Annotated in this window: 18 protein-coding genes and 1 riboswitch; of the genes, 10 read left to right on the top strand and 8 right to left on the bottom strand. The window is 73.4% G+C overall.

All coding sequences use genetic code 11. From position 1 onward, the window contains the following. Positions 1 to 13 precede the first annotated feature (13 nt). From J7I94_RS38575 to J7I94_RS24575, 9 genes are all read left to right on the top strand, one after another. Positions 14 to 1,117 (top strand): VOC family protein, encoded by a 1,104-nt coding sequence (locus tag J7I94_RS38575; protein WP_251075664.1) that lies wholly within the window; start codon positions 14 to 16, stop codon positions 1,115 to 1,117. Between the two features lie 9 nt (positions 1,118 to 1,126). Further along, positions 1,127 to 2,170, top strand: a complete 1,044-nt coding sequence (locus J7I94_RS24610; RefSeq protein ID WP_215170100.1) for a 3-oxoacyl-[acyl-carrier-protein] synthase III C-terminal domain-containing protein — start codon at positions 1,127 to 1,129, stop codon at positions 2,168 to 2,170. A gap of 50 nt (positions 2,171 to 2,220) precedes the next feature. Then, positions 2,221 to 3,207, top strand: coding sequence for a 3-oxoacyl-ACP synthase III family protein (locus J7I94_RS24605; RefSeq protein ID WP_215170097.1), 987 nt, complete (start codon positions 2,221 to 2,223; stop codon positions 3,205 to 3,207). 29 nt (positions 3,208 to 3,236) lie between these two features. After that, a complete protein-coding gene (locus tag J7I94_RS24600) occupies positions 3,237 to 3,956 on the top strand; it encodes an SDR family NAD(P)-dependent oxidoreductase (protein ID WP_308114686.1) in 720 nt (239 codons plus the stop codon). A gap of 164 nt (positions 3,957 to 4,120) precedes the next feature. Further along, entirely contained in the window at positions 4,121 to 4,882 is a 762-nt protein-coding gene (locus tag J7I94_RS24595; protein ID WP_215170112.1) for an enoyl-CoA hydratase/isomerase family protein, read from the top strand. Positions 4,883 to 4,982: 100 nt separating this feature from the next. Further along, a complete protein-coding gene (locus tag J7I94_RS24590) occupies positions 4,983 to 6,191 on the top strand; it encodes an MFS transporter (protein ID WP_215170094.1) in 1,209 nt (402 codons plus the stop codon). A 213-nt stretch (positions 6,192 to 6,404) separates the two neighbouring features. Continuing rightward, complete coding sequence (locus tag J7I94_RS24585; RefSeq protein ID WP_215170092.1) at positions 6,405 to 7,307, top strand: NADP-dependent oxidoreductase; 903 nt, start codon at positions 6,405 to 6,407, stop codon at positions 7,305 to 7,307. Next, entirely contained in the window at positions 7,304 to 8,221 is a 918-nt protein-coding gene (locus J7I94_RS24580) for a TIGR03619 family F420-dependent LLM class oxidoreductase (protein WP_308114685.1), read from the top strand. The genes J7I94_RS24585 and J7I94_RS24580 overlap by 4 nt, the downstream gene beginning before the upstream one ends. Before the next feature lie 15 nt (positions 8,222 to 8,236). After that, on the top strand, positions 8,237 to 8,674 hold the full coding sequence (locus tag J7I94_RS24575; protein ID WP_215170090.1) for a transposase: 438 nt from the start codon (positions 8,237 to 8,239) through the stop codon (positions 8,672 to 8,674). A 114-nt stretch (positions 8,675 to 8,788) separates the two neighbouring features. Here the strand turns inward: J7I94_RS24575 and J7I94_RS24570 are convergent, their stop codons facing one another. From J7I94_RS24570 to J7I94_RS24555, 4 genes are all read right to left on the bottom strand, one after another. After that, complete coding sequence (locus tag J7I94_RS24570; protein ID WP_215170088.1) at positions 8,789 to 9,439, bottom strand: thymidine kinase; 651 nt, start codon at positions 9,437 to 9,439, stop codon at positions 8,789 to 8,791. 61 nt (positions 9,440 to 9,500) lie between these two features. Beyond that, positions 9,501 to 10,694, bottom strand: a complete 1,194-nt coding sequence (locus tag J7I94_RS24565; RefSeq protein WP_215170086.1) for an alkaline phosphatase family protein — start codon at positions 10,692 to 10,694, stop codon at positions 9,501 to 9,503. Next, complete coding sequence (locus J7I94_RS24560; protein ID WP_215170084.1) at positions 10,694 to 11,290, bottom strand: DUF5998 family protein; 597 nt, start codon at positions 11,288 to 11,290, stop codon at positions 10,694 to 10,696. Before J7I94_RS24560 ends, J7I94_RS24565 begins: the two co-directional genes overlap by 1 nt. Before the next feature lie 83 nt (positions 11,291 to 11,373). After that, on the bottom strand, positions 11,374 to 14,241 hold the full coding sequence (locus J7I94_RS24555) for a bifunctional GNAT family N-acetyltransferase/acetate--CoA ligase family protein (RefSeq protein ID WP_215170082.1): 2,868 nt from the start codon (positions 14,239 to 14,241) through the stop codon (positions 11,374 to 11,376). Positions 14,242 to 14,373: 132 nt separating this feature from the next. Here J7I94_RS24555 and J7I94_RS24550 point away from each other — a divergent pair, with 132 nt between their 5' ends. Further along, complete coding sequence (locus tag J7I94_RS24550) at positions 14,374 to 14,655, top strand: HPr family phosphocarrier protein (protein WP_003981826.1); 282 nt, start codon at positions 14,374 to 14,376, stop codon at positions 14,653 to 14,655. A gap of 206 nt (positions 14,656 to 14,861) precedes the next feature. Here J7I94_RS24550 and J7I94_RS24545 read toward each other — a convergent pair whose 3' ends face one another. From J7I94_RS24545 to J7I94_RS24530, 4 genes are all read right to left on the bottom strand, one after another. Beyond that, complete coding sequence (locus J7I94_RS24545; protein WP_215170080.1) at positions 14,862 to 15,557, bottom strand: GntR family transcriptional regulator; 696 nt, start codon at positions 15,555 to 15,557, stop codon at positions 14,862 to 14,864. A 184-nt stretch (positions 15,558 to 15,741) separates the two neighbouring features. After that, positions 15,742 to 16,506, bottom strand: coding sequence for a M23 family metallopeptidase (locus J7I94_RS24540; RefSeq protein ID WP_215170079.1), 765 nt, complete (start codon positions 16,504 to 16,506; stop codon positions 15,742 to 15,744). A gap of 12 nt (positions 16,507 to 16,518) precedes the next feature. Next, a riboswitch (cyclic di-AMP (ydaO/yuaA leader) is annotated at positions 16,519 to 16,683 on the bottom strand. A 223-nt stretch (positions 16,684 to 16,906) separates the two neighbouring features. Beyond that, positions 16,907 to 18,295, bottom strand: a complete 1,389-nt coding sequence (locus tag J7I94_RS24535; protein ID WP_215170077.1) for a pitrilysin family protein — start codon at positions 18,293 to 18,295, stop codon at positions 16,907 to 16,909. Continuing rightward, positions 18,292 to 19,653, bottom strand: coding sequence for a pitrilysin family protein (locus tag J7I94_RS24530; protein ID WP_215170075.1), 1,362 nt, complete (start codon positions 19,651 to 19,653; stop codon positions 18,292 to 18,294). The genes J7I94_RS24535 and J7I94_RS24530 overlap by 4 nt, the downstream gene beginning before the upstream one ends. Positions 19,654 to 19,904: the final 251 nt, after the last annotated feature.

The raw sequence follows: 19,904 nt of genomic DNA, 5'->3' as shown, positions 1-19,904 counted from the left end.
GAGGAGAGCATTCATGACCGGCGGCATACCCACCGCTCGCAGCGTCGACCACTTCGCCTTCACCGTGCCCGACCTCGACGAAGCCGTCGGCTTCTTCACCGACGTCCTGGGCGGCGAACTGATCTACCGGCTCGACGGCGTCTCGGGCGACGACGACTGGATGGCCGTCCACCTGGACGTCGACCCGCGGGCCAGCACCGACATCGCCATGCTGCGGCTCGGCCCGACCTCCAACATCGAGCTGTTCCAGTACACCGTCCCGGAGCAGAACACCGTCCCGCCCCGCAACAACGACGTGGGCGGTCACCACCTGGGCTTCCAGGTGGACGACGTGGACGCCGCCGTCGCGTACCTGCGCCGCCAGCCCGGTGTGCGGGTGCTCGGCGAGCCGCAGACCATGCCGGAGGGCGCCCCCAACGAGGGCGACCGCTGGGTCTACTTCCTCACCCCCTGGGGCATGCAGCTGGAGGTGCACTCGGTCCCCGCGGCCATGCCGTACGAGAAGGAGACCGACGGCCGCCGTTTCGGCCCCGCTCCGGTGTGGACCAACCGCAACGACGACGTGCCGACCGTCCCGGCGATCCCCACCGTCCGCAACGTCGACCACGTCGCGTACACGGTGGCCGACCTGGACGCCTCGGTCGCCTTCTTCACGGACGTCCTCGGTGCCGAACTCCTGTACCGCATCGGGCCGCTGGAGCTGGACGCCGGGTTCTTCAGCACCCAGCTCAATGTGCACGGCTCGGGCACCATCGAGCAGGCCATGCTGCGCCTGGGCCCCACGGACAACATCGAGCTGTTCTCCTACCAGGTACCCGGCTCGGCGACCGTGCCGCCGCGCAACAGCGACGTCGGCGGCCACCACCTCGCCTTCTACGTCGACGACGTGGACGCCGCCGTCGCCTACCTGCGCTCGGTGCCCGGCGTCCGGGTGCTCGGCGAGCCGGAAACGATCACCGACGGCCCGATCGCGGGGGACCGGTGGGTCTACTTCACGACGCCGATCGGCATCCAGATGGAGGTCCTGAACATGCCGGACGGCACGATGCCCTACGAGCACGAGACGACCGCGCGGCGCTGCCCCGGCGGCCCGTTCGCCTGGACCAACCGGCCTTGAGGAGGCGGCGTGCGCTGGGACGACATCCACATCAAGGCCACCGGGGCCTGGCTGCCGGAGACGACGGTGACCGCCGAGGAGGCGGTCCGGACCGGGCAGTACAGCCGGGACGAGGCCGACCGCAGCCGGCAGAGCTGCCTCGTGGTGGCCGCCGAGGACGACCGGGTACCGGACTTCGCGGTCCGGGCCGCCCGCCGGGCACTGGACCGGGCCGGGACCGCGCCGGACGAGCTGGCCGCCGTCCTGCACGGGGTGCTGATGCACAACGGCATCGACGTCTGGAACTCCACCTCGTACGTGCAGCGTGAGCTCGGGGCGGTGAACGCCTTCGGCAGTGAGGTCCGGGCCGGGTCCAACGGGGGACTCGCCGCGCTGGAACTCGGCGCCGCGCTGCTGCGCGCCCGGCCGGACTCCGGACCGGTGCTGATCACCTGCGCCGACGCCTGGCGCGCCCCGTACTTCGACCGCTGGCGGGCCGACTCCGGGCTGGTCTTCGGCGACGGCGGCAGCGCCCTGGTCGCCTCCCGGGACGAGGAGGGCTTCGCCCGGCTGGTCTCCATGGTGACCACCCAGGACCCGGAGCTGGAGGGGCTGCACCGGGGCGACGAGGAGTTCGGCCCGTTCCGGCACAGCGCGCACCGGCCGATCGACCTCTACCGCAGGGCGCAGGAGTTCCTGGCCAGGACGCCCAAGGACGAGGTGTGGGAGCGCGGCGCGATCGGCCTGCGCGCGGCCGTCGAACAGGCCACCGAGGAGGCCGGCACCAGCGTCAAGGAGGCCGACCACGTGGTGCTGCCGCACTTCGGCGCCCATCTGCTGGTACGGCAGTGCCTGGAACCGCTCGGCCTGACCGGCTTCGACCGCACCGACTGGGAGTTCGCCCGCCGGGTCGGCCACCTCGGCGCCGGTGACCAGATCGCCGGGCTCGACCACCTCGCCGCGAGCGGTGTCCTCGCCCCGGGACAGAAAGTCGTCCTCCTCGGCGTGGGCGGCGGCTTCAACTGGACGTGCGCGGTGCTGGAGGTGCTGCGGACGCCGGACTGGACGGACTGACCTACCCACCCCACCGATCCCGGAAAGCGACCGTCTCAGGAGGAAGACCCGTGGCCATCGGCATCACACGGCTGGGCGCGTACGTACCACCGGACATCGTCGACAACGCGACCGTGGCCGCCTGGAGCGGCACCACACCGGAGTGGATCCACGAGCGCACCGGCATCGACGGCCGCCGCTACGCCGCCCCCGGCACCGACACGTCCGATCTCGCCGTCGCCGCCGCCCTGGACCTGCTCGGCGCCGACCGGGCGCGGTGGCCCCGGATCGGCAGCGTGATCGTGGCCACCTCGACCGGGGACCGGCCGCAGCCGGCCACGGCGGCGGCCCTGCAGCACAAACTGCGGCTGCCCGGCAGTCCGGCGTCCTTCGATGTCAACGCCGTCTGCTGCGGCTTCCTGTTCGCCCTGGCGATCGCGGACGGGCTGCTGCGCCACCGGACCCCGGACGGGTCCGCGCTGGTGGTGGGGGCCGACATGTACTCCCGGATCACGAACCGCTCGGACCGTCGCACGGTCAGTCTGTTCGGGGACGGCGCGGGGGCCGCGCTGGTCGGCCCGGTGCCCGACGGCTTCGGGCTGCACGCCAGCCGTCTGGTGACCGACGGCGATCTGCGCGGGCTCGTCGAGGTTCCGGCCGGGGGCACCGCCAAGGCGCTGGACCAGGAGGCGTACGCGGCCGGTGAGCACCTGTTCCGCATGGACGGCCGCGCGGTGCGGGACTACGTCCTGACCACCTTGCCCAAGCTCGTCGGCGAGGTGCTCGACGAGTCGGGCCTGACGCTGGACGACATCGACCGGGTCGTCTTCCACCAGGCCAACACCCGCCTGCTGGAACAGTGCTCACGCGATCTGGGCCTCGACCCCGCCCGCGTCCCGCTGACCGCTCCCCGGTACGGCAACACGGGCGCCGCGTCCATTCCGGTGACCCTGCACGACGCTCATCTGCGGCAGCCGCTGCGGCGCGGCGAGCGCGTCCTGCTGGCCGGCGTGGGGGGCGGAATGTCGGCCGGAGCGGCCGTCATGACCTGGTACTAGAGGGGGTTCTCATGCGGTTGGAAGACCGAGTGGCAGTGATCACCGGCGGCACCAGCGGGCTCGGGCTCGCCATCGCCCGGGAGTTCCTCGCCGAGGGGGCGTCGGTGGTGTGCGGTTCCCGGACGGCGGGGGACGTCAAGGCACTCCAGGAGGAGTACCCGGACCGCGTCCGGTACGAGCGGACCGATGTGACCGACCTGGACTCGGTGACCGCGCTGATGCGGTCCGCCGACGAGGGCTACGGCCGGCTCGACGTCGTCGTCGCCAACGCCGGGATCAGCCGGGACGGCAAGGTGGAGCGGCTGGCGGTGGCCGACTGGGAGGCCATGGTGAGCACCAACCTGACCGGGGTGTTCCTGAGCACCCGCGCGGCCGTGCCGCTGCTGCGGGAGCGGGGCGGCGCCATCATCAACGTGTCCTCCAGCATGGCCACCCGGGTCGCCGTCGGTGCCGCCGGGTACTGCGCGACGAAGGCCGCCGTGGAGATGTTCACCAAGGTCACCGCGATCGAGCTGGGGCGGTACGGCATCCGGGTCAACGCCCTCGCCCCGGGCATCCTCGACGCGGGCATGGGGCGGACGCTGACCGACAACGACCGGGTCTGGGAGGCGTACCGCAAGCGCTTCGCGCTGGGCCGCCCCGGCGAGGCCCGGGAGGCGGCGCGGGCCGCCGTCTACCTGGCCTCCGCCGACGCGAGTTACGTCAACGGAGGAACGCTCGACGTCAACGGAGGTCTGTTGTGGGCGTGAGGACGGAACTGGCGGGAACGGCGGGGGCGGCGGGGACCGCGGGCGCGCCCGCGGAGGAGGCACGGACAGCCGGAACCACCGGGGCACCCGCGAAGGAGGCACGGACAGCCGGAACCACCGGCGCACCCGCGAAGGAGGCCGCGGCGCGGACGGCGGCGGTCCGGCTGGAGGTGGCCGACGGTGTCGGCGTCCTGCGGCTGGACCGGGGGCCGGTGAACGCCCTCGACCGGGCCGCCCAACGGGATCTGCACCGGGCGGCGGCCGAGGCGGCCACCCGGCGGGACGTACGCGCCGTGGTGCTCCACGGCGGGCCGCGGATCTTCTCGGCCGGGGCGGACATCAAGGAGATGGCCGCGATGACCCACGCCGAGATGGCCGAGCACTCGGCGGCCCTCCAGGCGGCCTTCACGGCGGTCGCCGAGATCCCGAAACCGGTGGTCGCGGCGGTCAACGGGGCCGCGCTGGGCGGCGGTTGCGAGCTGGCACTCGCCGCGGACTTCCGGGTCTGCGCCGAGGACACCCGGATCGGCCTGCCCGAGATCCTGCTGGGCGTGATCCCCGGGGCCGGCGGCACGCAGCGTCTGACCCGGCTGGTGGGGATCGCGAGGGCCAAGGACCTCATCTACTCGGGGCGTGCCCTGGACGCCGCCGCCGCGCGGGACGCGGGCCTGGTGGACGAGGTCGTGGCGGCGGACCAGGTCTTCCCGGCGGCGCTGCGCAGGGCCCGTTCGTACGTGGAGGGGCCCGCCGTCGCGCTCGCCGCCGCCAAGCGGGCGGTGGACACCGGGGCGACCGGCAGTCTCCACGAGGGCCTGGCGGTGGAACGCGAGGCGTTCGCGGCGCTGTTCGCCACCCGGGACCGGCTGACCGGAATGCGCACGTTCGCGGCCGAGGGACCGGGCCGGGCCCGGTTCGAGGGCCGCTGACCGGTCCGGCTGCGCTCCGTTGGTCCTTGTTGACTCAGTGAATGCATGTCAGTTTAATGCATGTCGAAGAAAATAGTTCAGCTCCGTCTCTGGGGAAGCCATGCCATTACCGCTCTTCGCCCTGCTCGTCTGTGTGTTCGGGGTGGGTACCGCCGAATACGTCATCGCCGGGCTGCTGCCCCAGGTGGGGTCCGACCTGAGCGTCACCGTGTCCAGCGCGGGTCTGCTGGTCACCGCCTACGCGCTCGGTGTCGTCTTCGGCGGCCCGCTGCTCACCGCGCTGACCACCCGGTTCGACCGGAAGCGGCTCATGATCGCCCTGATGGCGGTCTTCACCGCCGGAAACCTGCTGGCCGCCGTCGCTCCGGGGTACGGCGTGCTGATGGTCGCCCGGGTGGTCTCCGCCCTGGCCCACGCGACCCTGTTCGCGGTCGCCGTGGTCGTCGCCGTCGGCTCGGTACCCGCCGAAAAGCAGGGCCGGGCCGTGGCCCAGGTCGCGGCCGGCCTCAACCTGGCGACCGTCCTCGGTGTGCCGCTCGGCACCCTGCTGGGCGAGCACTACGGCTGGCGCTCGACCTTCTGGGCGGTCTCGGCCGTCGCCGTCATCGGCATCCTGCTGATCGTCGCCCTGGTCCCGGCGACCCACACGGGCGGCGGGGCCCCCGCCTCGAACCTGCGGGACGAGGTGGCGGCGCTCGGCCGCCCGCAGGTGGCGCTGGCCATCGTGATGACCGTACTGGGCCAGACGGGTGCCTTCACCGCGTACACCTACCTGGCCACCATGCTCACCGACGCGACCGGGTTCTCGACCGGTGTCGTCACCGCCCTGCTGCTGGTCTACGGAGTCGGATCGCTGGCCGGCAACCTGCTGGGCGGGCGGCTGGCCGACCGGTCGCTGATGCCCTCGCTGTGCGGGATGCTGATCGCGCTGCCGGTCTCCCTGGTACTGCTGGGACTGACGCTGGAGAGCAAGGCCGTCGTCCCGGTGACGGTCTTCGTCTTCGGGGCCGCCGCCTTCGCGATCACCCCCGCGCTCCAGGCCCGGCTGCTGGGCGCCGCCAGCGGAGCGCCGACCCTGGCCCTGTCGGTGAACATCTCGGCCTTCCAGATCGCCAACGCGCTGGGCTCCTGGCTGGGCGGCGTGGTCATCGACTCCACGCTGGGCATGGACGGGGTGTCCTGGATCGCGGCGCTGGTGTCCCTGCTCGCGCTGCCGGTCGCGCTGTACGCGATGCGCTCCGACCGCCGCGGCGAGCGGGCCGCGACCGGCGACGCCGTGCCGGCCGAGCAGGCCGGCGCCGCCTCCTGACGCCCCGGCGGCGCGGCACGGCGGACACCGGACGGCACCGCACGTACGACACGGCACGGCACGGCACGGCACGGCACGGCACACAAGCACGGCATGAGCACGAGCACGGCACGGCACGGCACACAAACACGGCATGAGCACGAGCACGGCACAGCACGAGCACAAGCACGGCTCACAGCGATGCGGAACGACAGAGAACGAGGGAAAAGCACGATGCGCGCAGTGGTGATGGAACGCTTCGGCGGGCCGGAGGTCCTCCAGGTGGCCGAGGTCCCGGACGCCCCCGCACCGGGGGCCGGTCAGGTGCGGGTCACCGTGCGGGCCGCGGCGGTCAACCCGGTGGACTGCCAGGTGCGGTCGGGGTCGAAGGGGGACGAGCTGACCGTCCCGCTCCCGATGACGCTGGGCTGGGACCTGTCCGGCACGGTGGACGCCGTCGGGGCCGGGGTGACGCGGTTCCGCGTCGGTGACCCGGTGATCGGCATGTCGGCACAGGCCGCCACGGGTCTGGGTACCTGGGCCGAGCGGGTGACGCTGGGCGAGGACCTGCTGGCCCCGGCGCCGAGCAGTGTGCCCCTGGCCGACGCCGCGGCGCTGCCGCTGGGCGCGCTGAGCACCTTCCAGGCGCTCGACCGACTGGACCTGCCCGCCGGCGCGTGGCTGCTGGTCACCGGTGGCGTCGGGGCACTGGGCGGCTTCGCGCTCCAGGCCGCCCGGGACCGCGGCTGGCGGACGGCCGCCGTGGTGCGCCCCGCCGATCACGACCTCGCCCGGGAGCTGGGCGCCGACGAGGTGCTGACGAGCGTGCCCGAGGAACCGCGCTACGACGCGCTGTTCGAGACCGCCGGTCTGGCCGGTGCCGTGCGGGGCGTCCGGGACGGGGGCCGGGCCGTCACCGTCGTACCGACCGCGGTGCCCGCGGCGGAACGCGGCATCGAGCCGGTGGTCTCCTTCGTCGACCAGGACGGGGCGCGGCTGGAGCGGCTCGCCGCCCTGGTGGACGACAAGGTGCTGACCGTACGGGTGGGCGGCGTCTACCCGTTCGCTTCCGCCGCCGAGGCGGTCGCCCGCTTCGAGGCGGGCGGCGTGCGGGGCAAGGTGCTCCTGGTCCCGTGACACACACCGTGAAGTTCGGCATCAACCTCCCCAACTTCGGCCCCGGCATGGACCCGGACACCCTGCTGGGATGGGCCCGCACTGCGGAGGACGCGGGCTACGACCTGCTGCTGGTCTCCGATCATCTGGCCCTGACCCCGGACGCGGCGGCCCGGTCGCCGGAACCCTTCTACGAGGCGTTCACCTCGCTGGCCTGGCTGGCGGGACAGACCCGGCGCATCGAACTGGGCACGGGCGTCGTGATCATGCCGCACCGGCATCCGGTCCAGCTCGCCCGCATGGCGGCCACGCTGGACCAGCTCTCCGGTGGCCGGTTCGTCCTCGGTGTCGGCGTGGGCTGGGCGCGGCTGGGCTACCAGGCGCTGAACGTCCCGTTCCACCGGCGCGGCCGGCTCACCGACGAGTACCTGGCGGCCGTGCGGGAGCTGTGGACCCAGGACCGTGCCTCGTTCAAGGGCGAGACGGTCGCCTTCGACAGCGTCCACACCGCGCCGCGCCCGCGCCGCCGGCCCCACCCGCCCGTCTGGGTCGGCGGCAACAGTCTGGCCGCGCTGCGCCGCTGCGCACGGTACGGCGACGCCTGGCACCCGCTGTGGCCGCAGGCGCACTGGCTCCGGCAGGCCGTGCCGGTGCTGCGGCGCCTGGCCGAGGAGGAGGGCCGGCCCGTACCGGAGCTGTGCCCGCGCATCCAGGTCTCCGTCACCGCGGACCCCCTGGACGAGTGGCGGCGGCCCACCGGCCACGGCACGCTCGCCCAGATCCGCTCCGACGTGGCGGCGCTGGCCGAACTCGGCGCGCGGTACGTCATCCTGGACACCGACCCGGGCGACCAGCGGCTGCGTCAGACCGCCCAGCGGGACTGGCGCACCCTTCACACCCTCGCGGAGCACGTGATCGCACCGACAGTCGAGTGAAAGAGCTGGACAGAAGTGGAAACAGGCACGCTCCCTCCCGCCCCTGACATATCCCGCTTCAGCATCACCGAGCACCTGATCACCGCCGGCCTGTGGGCGGCCGCCCAGGACGTCATCCCGCCGCCGCCCCGACGACGTCAGGGCGGCGGCCAGTCCCGGGTCTCCGACCGGCGCGTCCTCGCCGCCATCGTGTACGCCGCCGTGACCGGCTGCGCCTGGCGCCAGGTGCCGCCGGTGTTCCAGGTGTCGTGGCAGACGGTCCACCGGCGGTTCACCCAGTGGACCGCCGAGGGCGTGTGGCCCTCGCTCGACGCCGCCCTGGTGCGCCGGTTCCCGCCCGGCGGCGACCCTCAGGCCCTCCACCGGGACCGGGCCACCTGCCACGCCATCATCCGCCGGGCCGCGCAGGGTACGACGTCCTGCGCCGCACCGGCGGCCGCGCGGGGCCGGTGAGAGACCGCCCCGTCCGAGCGCAGCAGCGGTGGCCGCCGACGGGGCCGGCCGCCGCCGTCCGCCCCGCGCTCGGCTTTCCGGGCAGTGGGCCTCGGCCCCTCCGGCCGGCAGCGCTCAGTCGGAGGCCACCGGCAGGACGTCCGGCGAGAGCACACCGGCGTGGGCGGAGCGGCTCGTCATACGGCGACGGTGGTGACGCCGGCACAACACCTCGTAGCCGACCTCCGCGGCGGAATCGCTCACGTCACCGACGACGACCTGCTCGCCTTCCACCACCATCTCGCCGCCCACCGTGCGGGCATTGTGCGTGGCACGCGCCCCGCACCAGCACATCGCCTCCACCTGGAGGGTCTCGACCCGGTCCGCCAGTTCGATCAGCCGCCGGGAGCCGGGGAAGAGCTTCGTACGGAAGTCGGTGGTGATACCGAAGGCGAAGACGTCCAGGGACAGGTCGTCCACGACCCTGGCCAGTTGATCGATCTGCGTCGGCTCCAGGAACTGCGCCTCGTCCACGATCACGTAGTCGACCTTGCCGCCCCGCGACACCTGGTCGACGGCATAGGCGTAGAGGTCCAGCCCCGGTACCGCCTCCACCGCGTCGGTCACCAGACCGAGCCGTGAGGAGAGCTTCCCCTCCCCCGCGCGGTCGTCCCTGGTGAAGATCAGCCCCTGCAGCCCCCGCGCCGACCGGTTGTGCGCGAACTGCAGTGCCAGGGTCGACTTCCCGCAGTCCATCGTTCCGGAGAAGAAGACCAGCTCGGGCATGAGGGGTTGAGCACCTTTCGGCAGTGGAACGGCAGGTGGGACAGGGGGACGGCGACGCGGTTCAGGAGCGTACTTCGAGGAGCGGGACGAACTGCTCGGCGGGGGTCATCGAGCCGTGGTTGCCGACCATCGCCGACTCGTTCGGCTCCCGGTCGGAGGCGATGAGCAGGACGTCGTCCCGGGCGGCGGCGATGACGTCGCCGATGCGGCCGTACACCCGCTCCTCGACGTGCGGGCCGAACCAGCCCGCCTCGATCGCCTCGTCGCGCGAGGCCACCCAGAACTGCTCGCCGAGCACCTCGCGCCAGCAGGCGAGGACGTCGTCCTGGGCGCCCGGTACGGCGTAGGCGTGCCGGGCGCGGCCCTCGCCGCCGAGCAGGGCGACGCCGGCCCGCAGCTCCCAGTCGGCGTCGAAGTCGATGCGGTGCTCCTCGTCGAAGGGCACGTCGACCATGCCGTGGTCGGCGGTGACGTAGAGGGCGGTGCGCGGCGGAAGTCGCTCGGCCAGGCGCTGGACGAGACGGTCGACGTGGGAGAGCCGGCCGCGCCAGGTGTCGGAGTCGACGCCGAAGCGGTGGCCGGCGCCGTCGACCTCCGAGTAGTACGTGTAGACGAGGGCGCGGTCGGCGGCGGCCAGCCGCTCTGCCGCCAGGTCCATGCGGTCCTCGCCGGACTCCCGGCCGAGGAAGGTGCCACCGCTGAGCGCGACCTTGGTCAGCGGGGTGTTCTGGAAGGCGGGGGCGGAGACCTGCGCGGCGTGCACGCCCGCGGCGTGGGCGAGCTGGAAGACGGTGGGCCGGGGCTGCCAGACGTGCGGGTCGGTCCAGGGCTGCCAGCGGAGCTGGTTCATCAGCTCGCCGGTGGCCGGGTCCCGGACGGTGTAACCGGGCAGGCCGTGGGCGCCGGGGGGCAGGCCGGTGCCGACGGAGGCGAGGGAGGTCGCGGTGGTCGCCGGGTAGCCGGCGGTGATCGGACGTCCTGTGCCGCCGCGCGAGCTGCCGAGGAGCGAGGTCAGGAAGGGGGCGTACTCGGGGTGGGCGCGGAGCTGCTCCCAGCCGAGGCCGTCGATCAGGAAGACGCAGTTCCGGTCGGCGGGGGTCAGTTCCTCGATCGCGGCGGTCATGCCGGGGACGTCCATGCCGGCGGCGAGCGTGGGCAGCAGGTCGGCGAGGGAGCCGGTGCCGTACTCGGGGACGGGCGCGGAGTCGACGGGGAGGGGTTCGGGGTGGATGTCCCAGGCGGTGGACTGGTACATCAGTGCGCGGTGTCCGCGGTCGCCTCGGAGAGGGCCTGGGCGAAGGCGAGGGCCTGCCGCACGGTCTCCGGGCCGTCGCCGGCCTCGCTGACGCGCAGGCTGAGGTCGTCGGCGGTGGAGCTGCCGGTGTAGCCGTGGTCGGCCTCGCAGTTGGGGTCGCCGCAGGCGGCGGGCTCCAGGTCGATGCGGGCGACGGCGCCCCAGCCGATGGTCAGCACGATCTCGCGGGGCAGGGTGCCCGGCTTGTACTGCTCGGGGTTGGCGACCACCCGGCTGACGACGATGGACGAGATCCGGCCGATCTTGACGGACTCCGTGGACGTCGTGGCGTAGGGGGACGGGGAGGTGTCGTCGGCGGCCTGCTCGTCGGTGTGGCTGACGATGAAGCGGTTGCCGGTGAGGACGAGCACGGTCACATGCCGCCGTACCTCGTTCTGGTCGAACGTCGTCTCCTGGTGGACCAGGTACGACCGGACGGGCTCGCCGCCCACGGCGGCCTCCACCGCCTCGGCCACGAGGGCCGGGTAGTAGCCGCTGCGCTCGATCGCCGCACGCAGCCCCTGGGTCGTCGTACTGGTCTTGGCCATGCCGTCCATCCTACGGGGACCCACTGACTGCCCGGGACGGTCGCGGCCTCCGGGACCGCCACGGGTCGCGGGCCGCGGGCCGCAGGCCGTGGTCAGTACGCCGGGAGCGTGCGCGGGCCCAGGTCGTCGCGGGCGGGCGGCGGTGCCAGGCGCACGGAGGCGCCGAGGACGCTGAGGCCGCGCGGGGCGACGACCACCGGTTCCAGGGTGACGGCGACGACCTCGGGGTGGTCGTCGACGAGGCGGGAGACGCGCTGGAGCAGTTCCTCCAGGGCGGCGGTGTCGACCGGGTCGGAGCCGCGCCAGCCGAAGAGGAGCGGAGCGGTACGTATCGAACGTATGAGCGATGCCGCGTCCCGGTCGGTGACCGGGATCAGCCGGTGCGCCGTGTCGCCGAGCAGCTGGGTGGCGGCCCCGGCGAGCCCGAAGGAGAGCACGGCGCCGGCCGCCGGGTCGATCACGGCCCGTACGACGGTGTCGACGCCGCGCGGTGCCATGGCCTGCACCACGGGCCGCAGCTCGGCCGGGGTCCCGAACAGCCCGGTCAGCTCCTCGTACGCGCGCCGCAACTGCTCCTCGTCGGCCAGGTCGAGGCGTACGCCGCCCAGGTCGGCCCGGTGGCGCAGGTGGGGGGCGGTGGCCTTCAGGACGACGGGCCGGCCCAGGGCGCGCGCGGCGGCGACGGCGGCGTCGGGGGTGGGAGCGGGCAGGGCGCGGTGGACGTGGATGCCGTAGCGGCCGAGCAGTTCGCAGGTCTCCTCGCTGCCGAGGGTGAGGCCCTCGCCGCGCGCGAGGAGGCGCTCGATCAGCTCGGCGGCGCCCTTCTCGTCGACGTCCTCGTACTCCGGCACCTTGCCCGGCTCGGCGGTGTCGCGGCGCCAGCGGGCGTAGGTGACGGCCTGGGCGAGGGCCCGGACCGCGCGCTCGGCGGCGGGGTAGGCGGGGATGAGACGGGTGCCGTCCGTGGGTTTCCCGGCGGGGGCGGGGGTCTGCTCGGGCGGGACGGAGGGGGTTTCCGCCGGGGCAGGGGTGCGGTCGCCCGTCACGGGCGGGGTCGCGTGCGGGGATGCGTGCGGGTTCGTGTGCGGTGCCGTGCTCATGGCCGCCGACAGGGCCTCCGCCAAGCCGCCCAGTTCGACGTGGACCACCAGGACGGGCTTGGCGGGGGACGCGACGGTGGCCGCACGCAGGGCCTCGGCCAGGGCGGCGTCGCCGGCCGCTCCCTCGCCGAGGGCCGGGATCGCGGTCACCACCACGGCGTCGCACGCGTCGTCGGCGAGCGCCTCGGAGAGCGCCGCCCGGAAGTCCGCCGGTGACGCGGCCGTCGTCAGGTCCAGCGGGGGCAGCGGCCGCAGCCCCTCGGAGAGACACGCGTCGTGGGTGAGCAGGCCCAGCGACTCCGAGTTGCCCAGGATCGCCACCCGCGGTCCGGCGGGCAGCGGCTGCCGGGCCAGCAGCAGCCCCGCGTCGACCAGCTCGGTGATCGTGTCGACGCGGATCACGCCGGCCTGCCGCAGCAGGGCCGAGACGGTCGCGTGCGGCAGCCGGGTGGCGCGTACCGGGTGCCCCTGCGGGGCCGCGCCGCCGTGCCGGGCGCCCTGCACGACGACCAGCGGCTTGACCACCGCCGTGCGCCGCGCGAGGCGGGTGAACTTGCGCGGGTTGCCGATGGACTCCAGGTACATCAGGACGACGTCGGTGTCCGGGTCGTCGTACCAGTACTGCATGACGTCGTTGCCGGAGACGTCGGCCCGGTTGCCGGAGGAGACGAAGGTCGAGACGCCGGTCACGCCCGTGACCCCGCCGCCGCGCCGGTGCAGCCGGGAGAGCAGGGCGATGCCGATGGCGCCCGACTGGGCGAACAGGCCGATCCGGCCGGGGCGCGGCATCTCGGGGGCGAGGGAGGCGTTGAGCCGCACCTCGGGCGAGGTGTTGACGACGCCGAAGGCGTTGGGGCCGATGATCCGCATGCCGTACGCGCGCGCGTGCCGCACCAGGGCGCGCTGGCGCTCACGGCCCTCGGGGCCGCTCTCGGCGTACCCGGCGGAGACGACGACCAGTCCCTGCACGCCGTGCCGGCCGCACTCGGTGACGACCTCCCGGACCTGCTCGGCGGGGACGGCGACGACCGCGAGGTCCACGGGTCCGTCGATCTCCCGCACCGAGCGGTGGGCCGGCACGCCGTCCAGTTCCGTCCGCTCCTCCTCGAAGGCGCGGTTCACGGCGTACAGCCGGCCGGTGAAACCGGCGTCCCTGATGTTGCCGAGGATGCCGCGGCCCACGCCGCCGGGGTTGCGGCCGGCGCCGATGACCGCGACGGAGCCGGGGGTGAGCAGCCGCCGTACGGAACGGCCCTCGGCGCGCTGTTCGCGCGCGTACTGCACGGCGAGCGAGCGGTCGGTGGGTTCGAGGCCGAACTCCAGGCGGACGACGCCGTCCTCGAAGCTGCGCTTCTGGGTGTAGCCGGCGTCCGTGAACACCTTGATCATCTTGGTGTTGGCGGGGAGCACCTCGGCGGCGAAGCGTCGGATGCCGCGCTCGCGCGCGACCGCGGCGATGTGCTCCAGCAGCGCGGAGGCCACGCCGCGTCCCTGGTGGGCGTCCTGGACGAGGAAGGCGACCTCCGCCTCGTCGGCCGAGCCGTGCGCGGGCGTGCCGTCGGCGCCGATCCGGTCGTAGCGGACGGTGGCGATGAACTCGCCGCCCACCAGGGCCGCGAGCCCCACGCGGTCCACGAAGTCGTGGTGCGTGAAGCGGTGGACGTCCTTGGCGGACAGCCGGGGGTAGGGCGCGAAGAAGCGGTAGTACTTAGACTCGTCCGAGACCTGCTCGTAGAAGCCGACCAGACGCTCCGCGTCGTCGGCGGTGATGGGGCGCACGCGCGCGGTGCCGCCGTCGCGCAGCACCACGTCCGCCTCCCAGTGGGCGGGGTACTCGTGCCGGTCCGACGCGGTCTGCATGGGGCCCAGCGTACGGCTCGGGTACGACAACGGCCCGGGGCCGTGCGGGGCGGGCCGAGCGGGAACGGGCCGGTGGAACACCGTATGGAAGACTGGTCTAGACAAGCCTGCACAACTGAAGGGCAGCAACACATGGCTGAGCGCCGCGTCAACGTCGGCTGGGCCGAGGGTCTCCACGCCCGCCCCGCCTCCATCTTCGTCCGGGCCGCCACGGCCAGCGGCGTCCCGGTGACGATCGCCAAGGCCGACGGCAACCCCGTCAACGCCGCCTCCATGCTAGCCGTCCTGGGTCTGGGCGCCCAGGGCGGCGAGGAGATCGTCCTCGCCTCGGACGCCGAGGGCGCGGACGCCGCGCTGGACCGTCTGGCGAAGCTGGTCGCCGAGGGGCTCGAGGAGCTTCCGGAGACCGTCTGAGCCGTCGCGCGCACCAAGGCGAGCCGTGCCGTCCCTTCGGGGCCGGCACGGCTTTCGCTTTTCCGCACCCGGCCCCCAATAGCCGGCACCCGCATCCGGCCGCCCGAAATCAGCCGCACCCCCTCAGGAAAAGCACGGGGACGACAATAAAATGGCAGCAGAAAAAGACCCCGCCGAATAACTCCTCTTTGTATACGGCGCCCGTGTTAATGCCGCAGGCTCGGCATGTTTACGGCACGTTGCGAGTTCCTCACACGTTCCGCGCGATCGGCGCCCGGGGCGAAGCGCAGGCGGTGCGCGGCCGTCGACCGCTCGGTGTGCAGCGCGGTGAGCGACCGGGCGCGTTCGCCGTCGCCCCGGGCCACCGCGTCGACGATCGCGCCGTGCTCCGCCCAGGTGTCGACCGGGCTGGCGGGCGCCTCCACGGCGTACATCCAGGCGATCCGGTGCCGCAGCTGGGTCAGCGTCGAGGTCATCGCCGCGCTGCCGGCGGCCTGGGCGAGCGTCTCGTGGAACCAGCCGCCCAGCGAGCGCAGATCGTCGCTGTTGCCCCGCCTGGCCCGCTCCTGGCCCAGCCGTACCAGGCCGCGCAGCACCTTCAGATGGGCCTCGGTGCGCCGCTGCGCGGCCCGGGCCGCGCCGAGCGGCTCCAGGAGCAGCCGCATCTCCAGCAGGTCGGCGGCCTCCTGTTCGGTGGGTTCGGCCACGCACGCGCCCGCGTGCCGCCGCGTCACCACGAACCCCTCGGCCTCCAGGGTCCGCAGGGCCTCGCGCACGGGGACGCGGGAGACGCCGTAGCGGCGGGCGAGGAGTTCCTCGGTGAGCCGGCTGCCGCGCTCGTAGACACCGGCGACGATGTCGTCCCGGATCGCCGTGCACACCGAGTGCGCCGGAATACGCATGACCGACCTCCGCCTTAATCCCCGTGAAACGTCGACGATTGACGCGTGTTCAGTGACTCTATTGCAATGCGCCGCACTTTCCGACGGAGAGCCGGTTTCCCTGGCTGTTTTTGGTCTGTTTTTGGTCACCCGCAACGCCGAAAGCCCCGGCTCGGGGAGCCGGGGCTTTCGGTGTCGCGGGGTGTCAGACGGTGACGCCGTGGGAGCGGAGGTAGGCCACGGGGTCGATGTCCGAGCCGTACTCCGCGCTGGTGCGGGCCTCGAAGTGCAGGTGCGGCCCGGTGACGTTGCCGGTCGCCCCGGAGAGGGCGATCTGCCGGCCCGCGGTGACCGTCTGGCCCACGGAGACGCCGATGGACGACAGGTGGCCGTACTGGGTGTACGTCCCGTCGTGCATCTTGATCACGACCTGGTAGCCGTACGCGCCGCCCCAGCCGGCCTCGACGACCGTGCCGGCGCCGACCGCGTGGACGGTGGTGCCGGAGGCGGCGTGGAAGTCGATGCCGGTGTGCGTCCCGGAGGACCACAGGCCGCTGCTGGCCTGGTACGCGGTGGACACGTACGAGCCGCCGATGGGGGCCACGTAGGTGTTCAGGCGCTTGCGCTCGGCCTCGCGGGCGGCGCGCTCCTTGTCCTCACGGGCCTGCTCGGCGGCCTCGGCGGCCCGCTCGCGGGCGGCCTGCTCGGCCTTCTCCCGGGCGGCGGCGTCCTCGGCGGCCTGCCGCTGGGCGGCGGCCTGGGCGTCGACCTCCTCGGCCACGGCGTCGCCGAGGGTGATGACGGGGGTGAGGCCGGTGTCCTCGGGGGACGGCTCGGCGGCGAGCGCGGGGGCCGCGAGGGTGCCGAGGACGCCGGTGGTGGTGAGGGTCGCGACACCCGCCGCGCGGACGGTGGTGCGGTGTACCCGGCCGGGACGGCGGTGCTTCCCGGTGGCGCGCGTGAACGCCATGTAGAGGCTGGTCCTTTCCTTCCCTCTCGCCTACCGGGTTAGCTGACGGGTTCGGAGCAGGAAGGTCTCCTACGGACCCCCTCGCGGTGCGCGCGGGCGTCCGATTCACCCCAGGGACTGCGGTGGGTCCCCGGCTCCCCTGGCTCGCGCCGTACGGGGACTCGGCGATGACTGTCCGGTGCCGCGGGTGCGGCGCACTGCCTGACGAACAGCCTGGGAGACGCTAAGCGGGCGCCCGTTCAAGACTCAAACGCAGCAGGGTTTTTGTTGCTCATCCCACAGGGCAGACAGGCAACCTTCGCCCCAATGCGTCGAATTCGGGCAAAGGGCGGCCCCGGCGACACACCGGTCACCGGGGCCTTCACGCGCGCGTGGCGCCGCTCCGCCGTCTACTCGCCGTCTACTCGGCCGGTACGACGGTGACTTCGCCGATGCCCAGGGCCTCGACGGGCTCCTTGATCTGCGCCGCGTCACCCACCAGGACGGTCACCAGACGGTCCACCGGGAAGGCGTTGACGACCGCCGCGGTGGCCTCGACCGTGCCGGTCGCGGCGAGCCGCTGGTACAGCGTCGCCTGGTAGTCGTCGGGCAGGTACTGCTCGACCTGGTCGGCCAGCGTGCTCGCGACGGCCGCCGCGGTCTCGTACTTCAGCGGCGCCACGCCCACCAGGTTCTGCACGGCGACGTCGCGTTCGGCGTCGGTGAGCCCGCCCTCGGCGAGCGTGCGCAGCACCTTCCACAGGTCGTCGAGGGCCGGACCGGTGTTCGGGGTGTCGACGGAGCCGCTGATGGCGAGCATCGCGGCACCCGTGCCGTCGGGCGCGGACCGCAGGACCTGGCCGAAGGCCCGGACGCCGTAGGTGTAGCCCTTCTCCTCGCGCAGGACGCGGTCCAGGCGGGAGGTGAGGGTGCCGCCCAGGCAGTACGTGCCGAGCACCTGGGCGGGCCAGACGCTGTCGTGCCGGTCCGGGCCGGTACGGCCGATCAGCAGCTGCGTCTGGACGGAGCCGGGGCGGTCCACGATGACGACGCGGCCGGTGTCGTCGGCGGTCACCGGGGGCACGGGCCGCGGCTCGGCGGCCGAGCCCGTCCACGAGCCGAGGGTGTCGTCGAGCAGCGCGCCGAGGTCGACGCCGGTGAAGTCGCCGACGACCACGGCGGTGGCCGTGGCGGGACGGACGTGCTTCTCGTAGAAGGCGCGTACGGCCGCGGAGTCGATGCCGGCGACCGTCTCCTCGGTGCCCTGGCGCGGGCGGGACATCCGGGAGTCCGCCGGGAACAGCTCCTTGGAGAGCTCCTTGGCGGCCCGGCGCGAGGGGTTGGCCAGCTCGTGCGGGATCTCGTCGAGCCGGTTGCGCACCAGGCGTTCGATCTCGCTGTCGGCGAACGCGGGTGCCCGCAGGGCGTCGGCGACCAGGCCGAGCGCCTTGGCGAGGCGGGAGGCGGGCACTTCGAGGCTGAGGCGGACGCCGGGGTGGTCGGCGTGCGCGTCCAGGGTGGCCCCGCAGCGCTCCAGTTCCGCGGCGAACTCCTCGGCGGAGTGCTTGTCGGTGCCCTCGGAGAAGGCGCGGGCCATGATGGTGGCGACGCCGTCGAGACCGGCCGGCTCGGCGTCCAGGGGCGCCCGCAGGAACAGCTCGACGGCGACGACCTGCTGGCCGGGGCGGTCGCAGCGCAGAACGGTGAGACCGTTGCCGAGCGTGCCGCGCTCGGGAGCGGGGAAGGCCCAGGGCTTGGGCTCGCCCGCCTGCGGCCGGGGGTGGAAGTCCATGGTGGCGAGCTCGGTCACTTGGCCGCCTCCTCGTTCTCGTCGGTGGCGTCGTCGGTGTCCGCGTCGGCCGCGGGGGCGGTGGGCTCGTAGACGAGCACCGCGCGGTTGTCGGGGCGCAGGCGGGCCTTGGCGACCTCCTGGACCTCCTCCGCCGTGACCTCCAGGACGCGCTGTACGGCGGTCAGGGCGAGCTGCGGGTCACCGAACAGGACGGCGTAGCGGCACAGTTCGTCGGCGCGGCCGGCGACCGTGCCGAGCCGGTCCAGCCACTCGCGCTCCAGCTGGGCCTGGGCCCGCTCCATCTCCTCCGCGGTGGGGCCCTCCTCGGCGAACCGGGCCAGCTCCTCGTCGATGGCGGCCTCGATGACCGGCACCTCGACGTCACCCGAGGTCTTCACGTCCAGCCAGCCGAGCGAGGGGGCACCGGCCAGGCGCAGCAGGCCGAAGCCGGCCGCGACGGCCGTACGGTCACGGCGCACCAGGCGGTTGTAGAGCCGGGAGGACTCGCCGCCGCCGAGGACGGTGAGGGCCAGGTCTGCGGCGTCGCACGCGCGCGTGCCGTCGTGCGGCAGGCGGTAGGCGGCCATCAGGGCGCGGGCCGGGACCTCCTCCTCGACGACCTCGCGCAGCTGCCCGCCCATGACCTCGGGCAGCTCGCCGTCCCGGGGGGCGGGCTTGCCGTCGTGGGAGGCGATGGAACCGAAGTACTTCTCGATCCAGGCGAGCGTCTGCTCGGGGTCGATGTCGCCGACCACGGACAGCACCGCGTTGTTGGGCGCGTAGTAGGTGCGGAAGAACGCGCGGGCGTCCTCCAGGGTGGCCGCGTCCAGGTCGGCCATGGAGCCGATCGGCGTGTGGTGGTAGGGGTGGCCCTCCGGGTAGGCGAGGGCGGTCAGCTTCTCGAACGCGGTGCCGTAGGGCACGTTGTCGTAGCGCTGGCGGCGCTCGTTCTTGACGACGTCCCGCTGGTTCTCCATCGACTCGTCGTCGAGGGCGGCGAGCAGGGAGCCCATGCGGTCGGCCTCCAGCCAGAGGGCGAGCTCCAGCTGGTGGGCGGGCATGGTCTCGAAGTAGTTGGTGCGCTCGAAACTGGTGGTGCCGTTGAGGGAGCCGCCGGCGCCCTGCACCAGTTCGAAGTGGCCGTTGCCCTTGACCTGCCCGGAGCCCTGGAACATCAGGTGCTCGAAAAGGTGAGCCAGACCGGTACGGCCCTTGACCTCGTGGCGCGAGCCGACGTCGTACCAGAGGCACACCGCCGCGACCGGGGTCAGGTGGTCCTCGGAGAGCACCACGCGCAGGCCGTTGGCCAAGCGGTACTCGGTCGCTGTCAGCCCGCCGGAGCCTGCCTCGGCTGTGGCCGTGTGACCCATGGGCATGTACGTCCCTTCGATCGCGGAAACCTTGGACGGAATCCTCGGTCCCGGCCGTATCAGTGGTCGGAACTGCGGAATTCCTATCGGTCCTGCCACTGTATGCAAGCGCGCGGGCCACTGGAGAAGTTCCCGCCTCCGGTACGCCGAGAGCGAGCAGCCCCGCGGGGTGGCGGGCGGGAACTGCGAGCAGGCACGGGCGCGGTTGCGGGGCAGGGGCCGCGAGCAGGCACGGGCGCGGTTGCAGGGCAGGGGCC

It is taken from the genome of Streptomyces sp. ISL-12 (genome assembly GCF_018614415.1).
Taxonomy (GTDB): domain Bacteria; phylum Actinomycetota; class Actinomycetes; order Streptomycetales; family Streptomycetaceae; genus Streptomyces.
Note: the sequence above shows the minus strand (reverse complement) of the source record. Positions and strands in the feature narration are given on the sequence as shown.

Coding starts and splice junctions, on each gene's coding strand:
- J7I94_RS24540 (WP_215170079.1), bottom strand. CDS start 16,506: ATGGCGTTCACGCGCGCCACCGGGAAGCACCGCCGTCCCGGCCGGGTA.
- J7I94_RS24560 (WP_215170084.1), bottom strand. CDS start 11,290: ATGGACGGCATGGCCAAGACCAGTACGACGACCCAGGGGCTGCGTGCG.
- J7I94_RS24550 (WP_003981826.1), top strand. CDS start 14,374: ATGGCTGAGCGCCGCGTCAACGTCGGCTGGGCCGAGGGTCTCCACGCC.
- J7I94_RS24590 (WP_215170094.1), top strand. CDS start 4,983: ATGCCATTACCGCTCTTCGCCCTGCTCGTCTGTGTGTTCGGGGTGGGT.
- J7I94_RS24570 (WP_215170088.1), bottom strand. CDS start 9,439: ATGCCCGAGCTGGTCTTCTTCTCCGGAACGATGGACTGCGGGAAGTCG.
- J7I94_RS24565 (WP_215170086.1), bottom strand. CDS start 10,694: ATGTACCAGTCCACCGCCTGGGACATCCACCCCGAACCCCTCCCCGTC.
- J7I94_RS24530 (WP_215170075.1), bottom strand. CDS start 19,653: ATGCCCATGGGTCACACGGCCACAGCCGAGGCAGGCTCCGGCGGGCTG.
- J7I94_RS24585 (WP_215170092.1), top strand. CDS start 6,405: ATGCGCGCAGTGGTGATGGAACGCTTCGGCGGGCCGGAGGTCCTCCAG.
- J7I94_RS24555 (WP_215170082.1), bottom strand. CDS start 14,241: ATGCAGACCGCGTCGGACCGGCACGAGTACCCCGCCCACTGGGAGGCG.
- J7I94_RS24545 (WP_215170080.1), bottom strand. CDS start 15,557: ATGCGTATTCCGGCGCACTCGGTGTGCACGGCGATCCGGGACGACATC.
- J7I94_RS38575 (WP_251075664.1), top strand. CDS start 14: ATGACCGGCGGCATACCCACCGCTCGCAGCGTCGACCACTTCGCCTTC.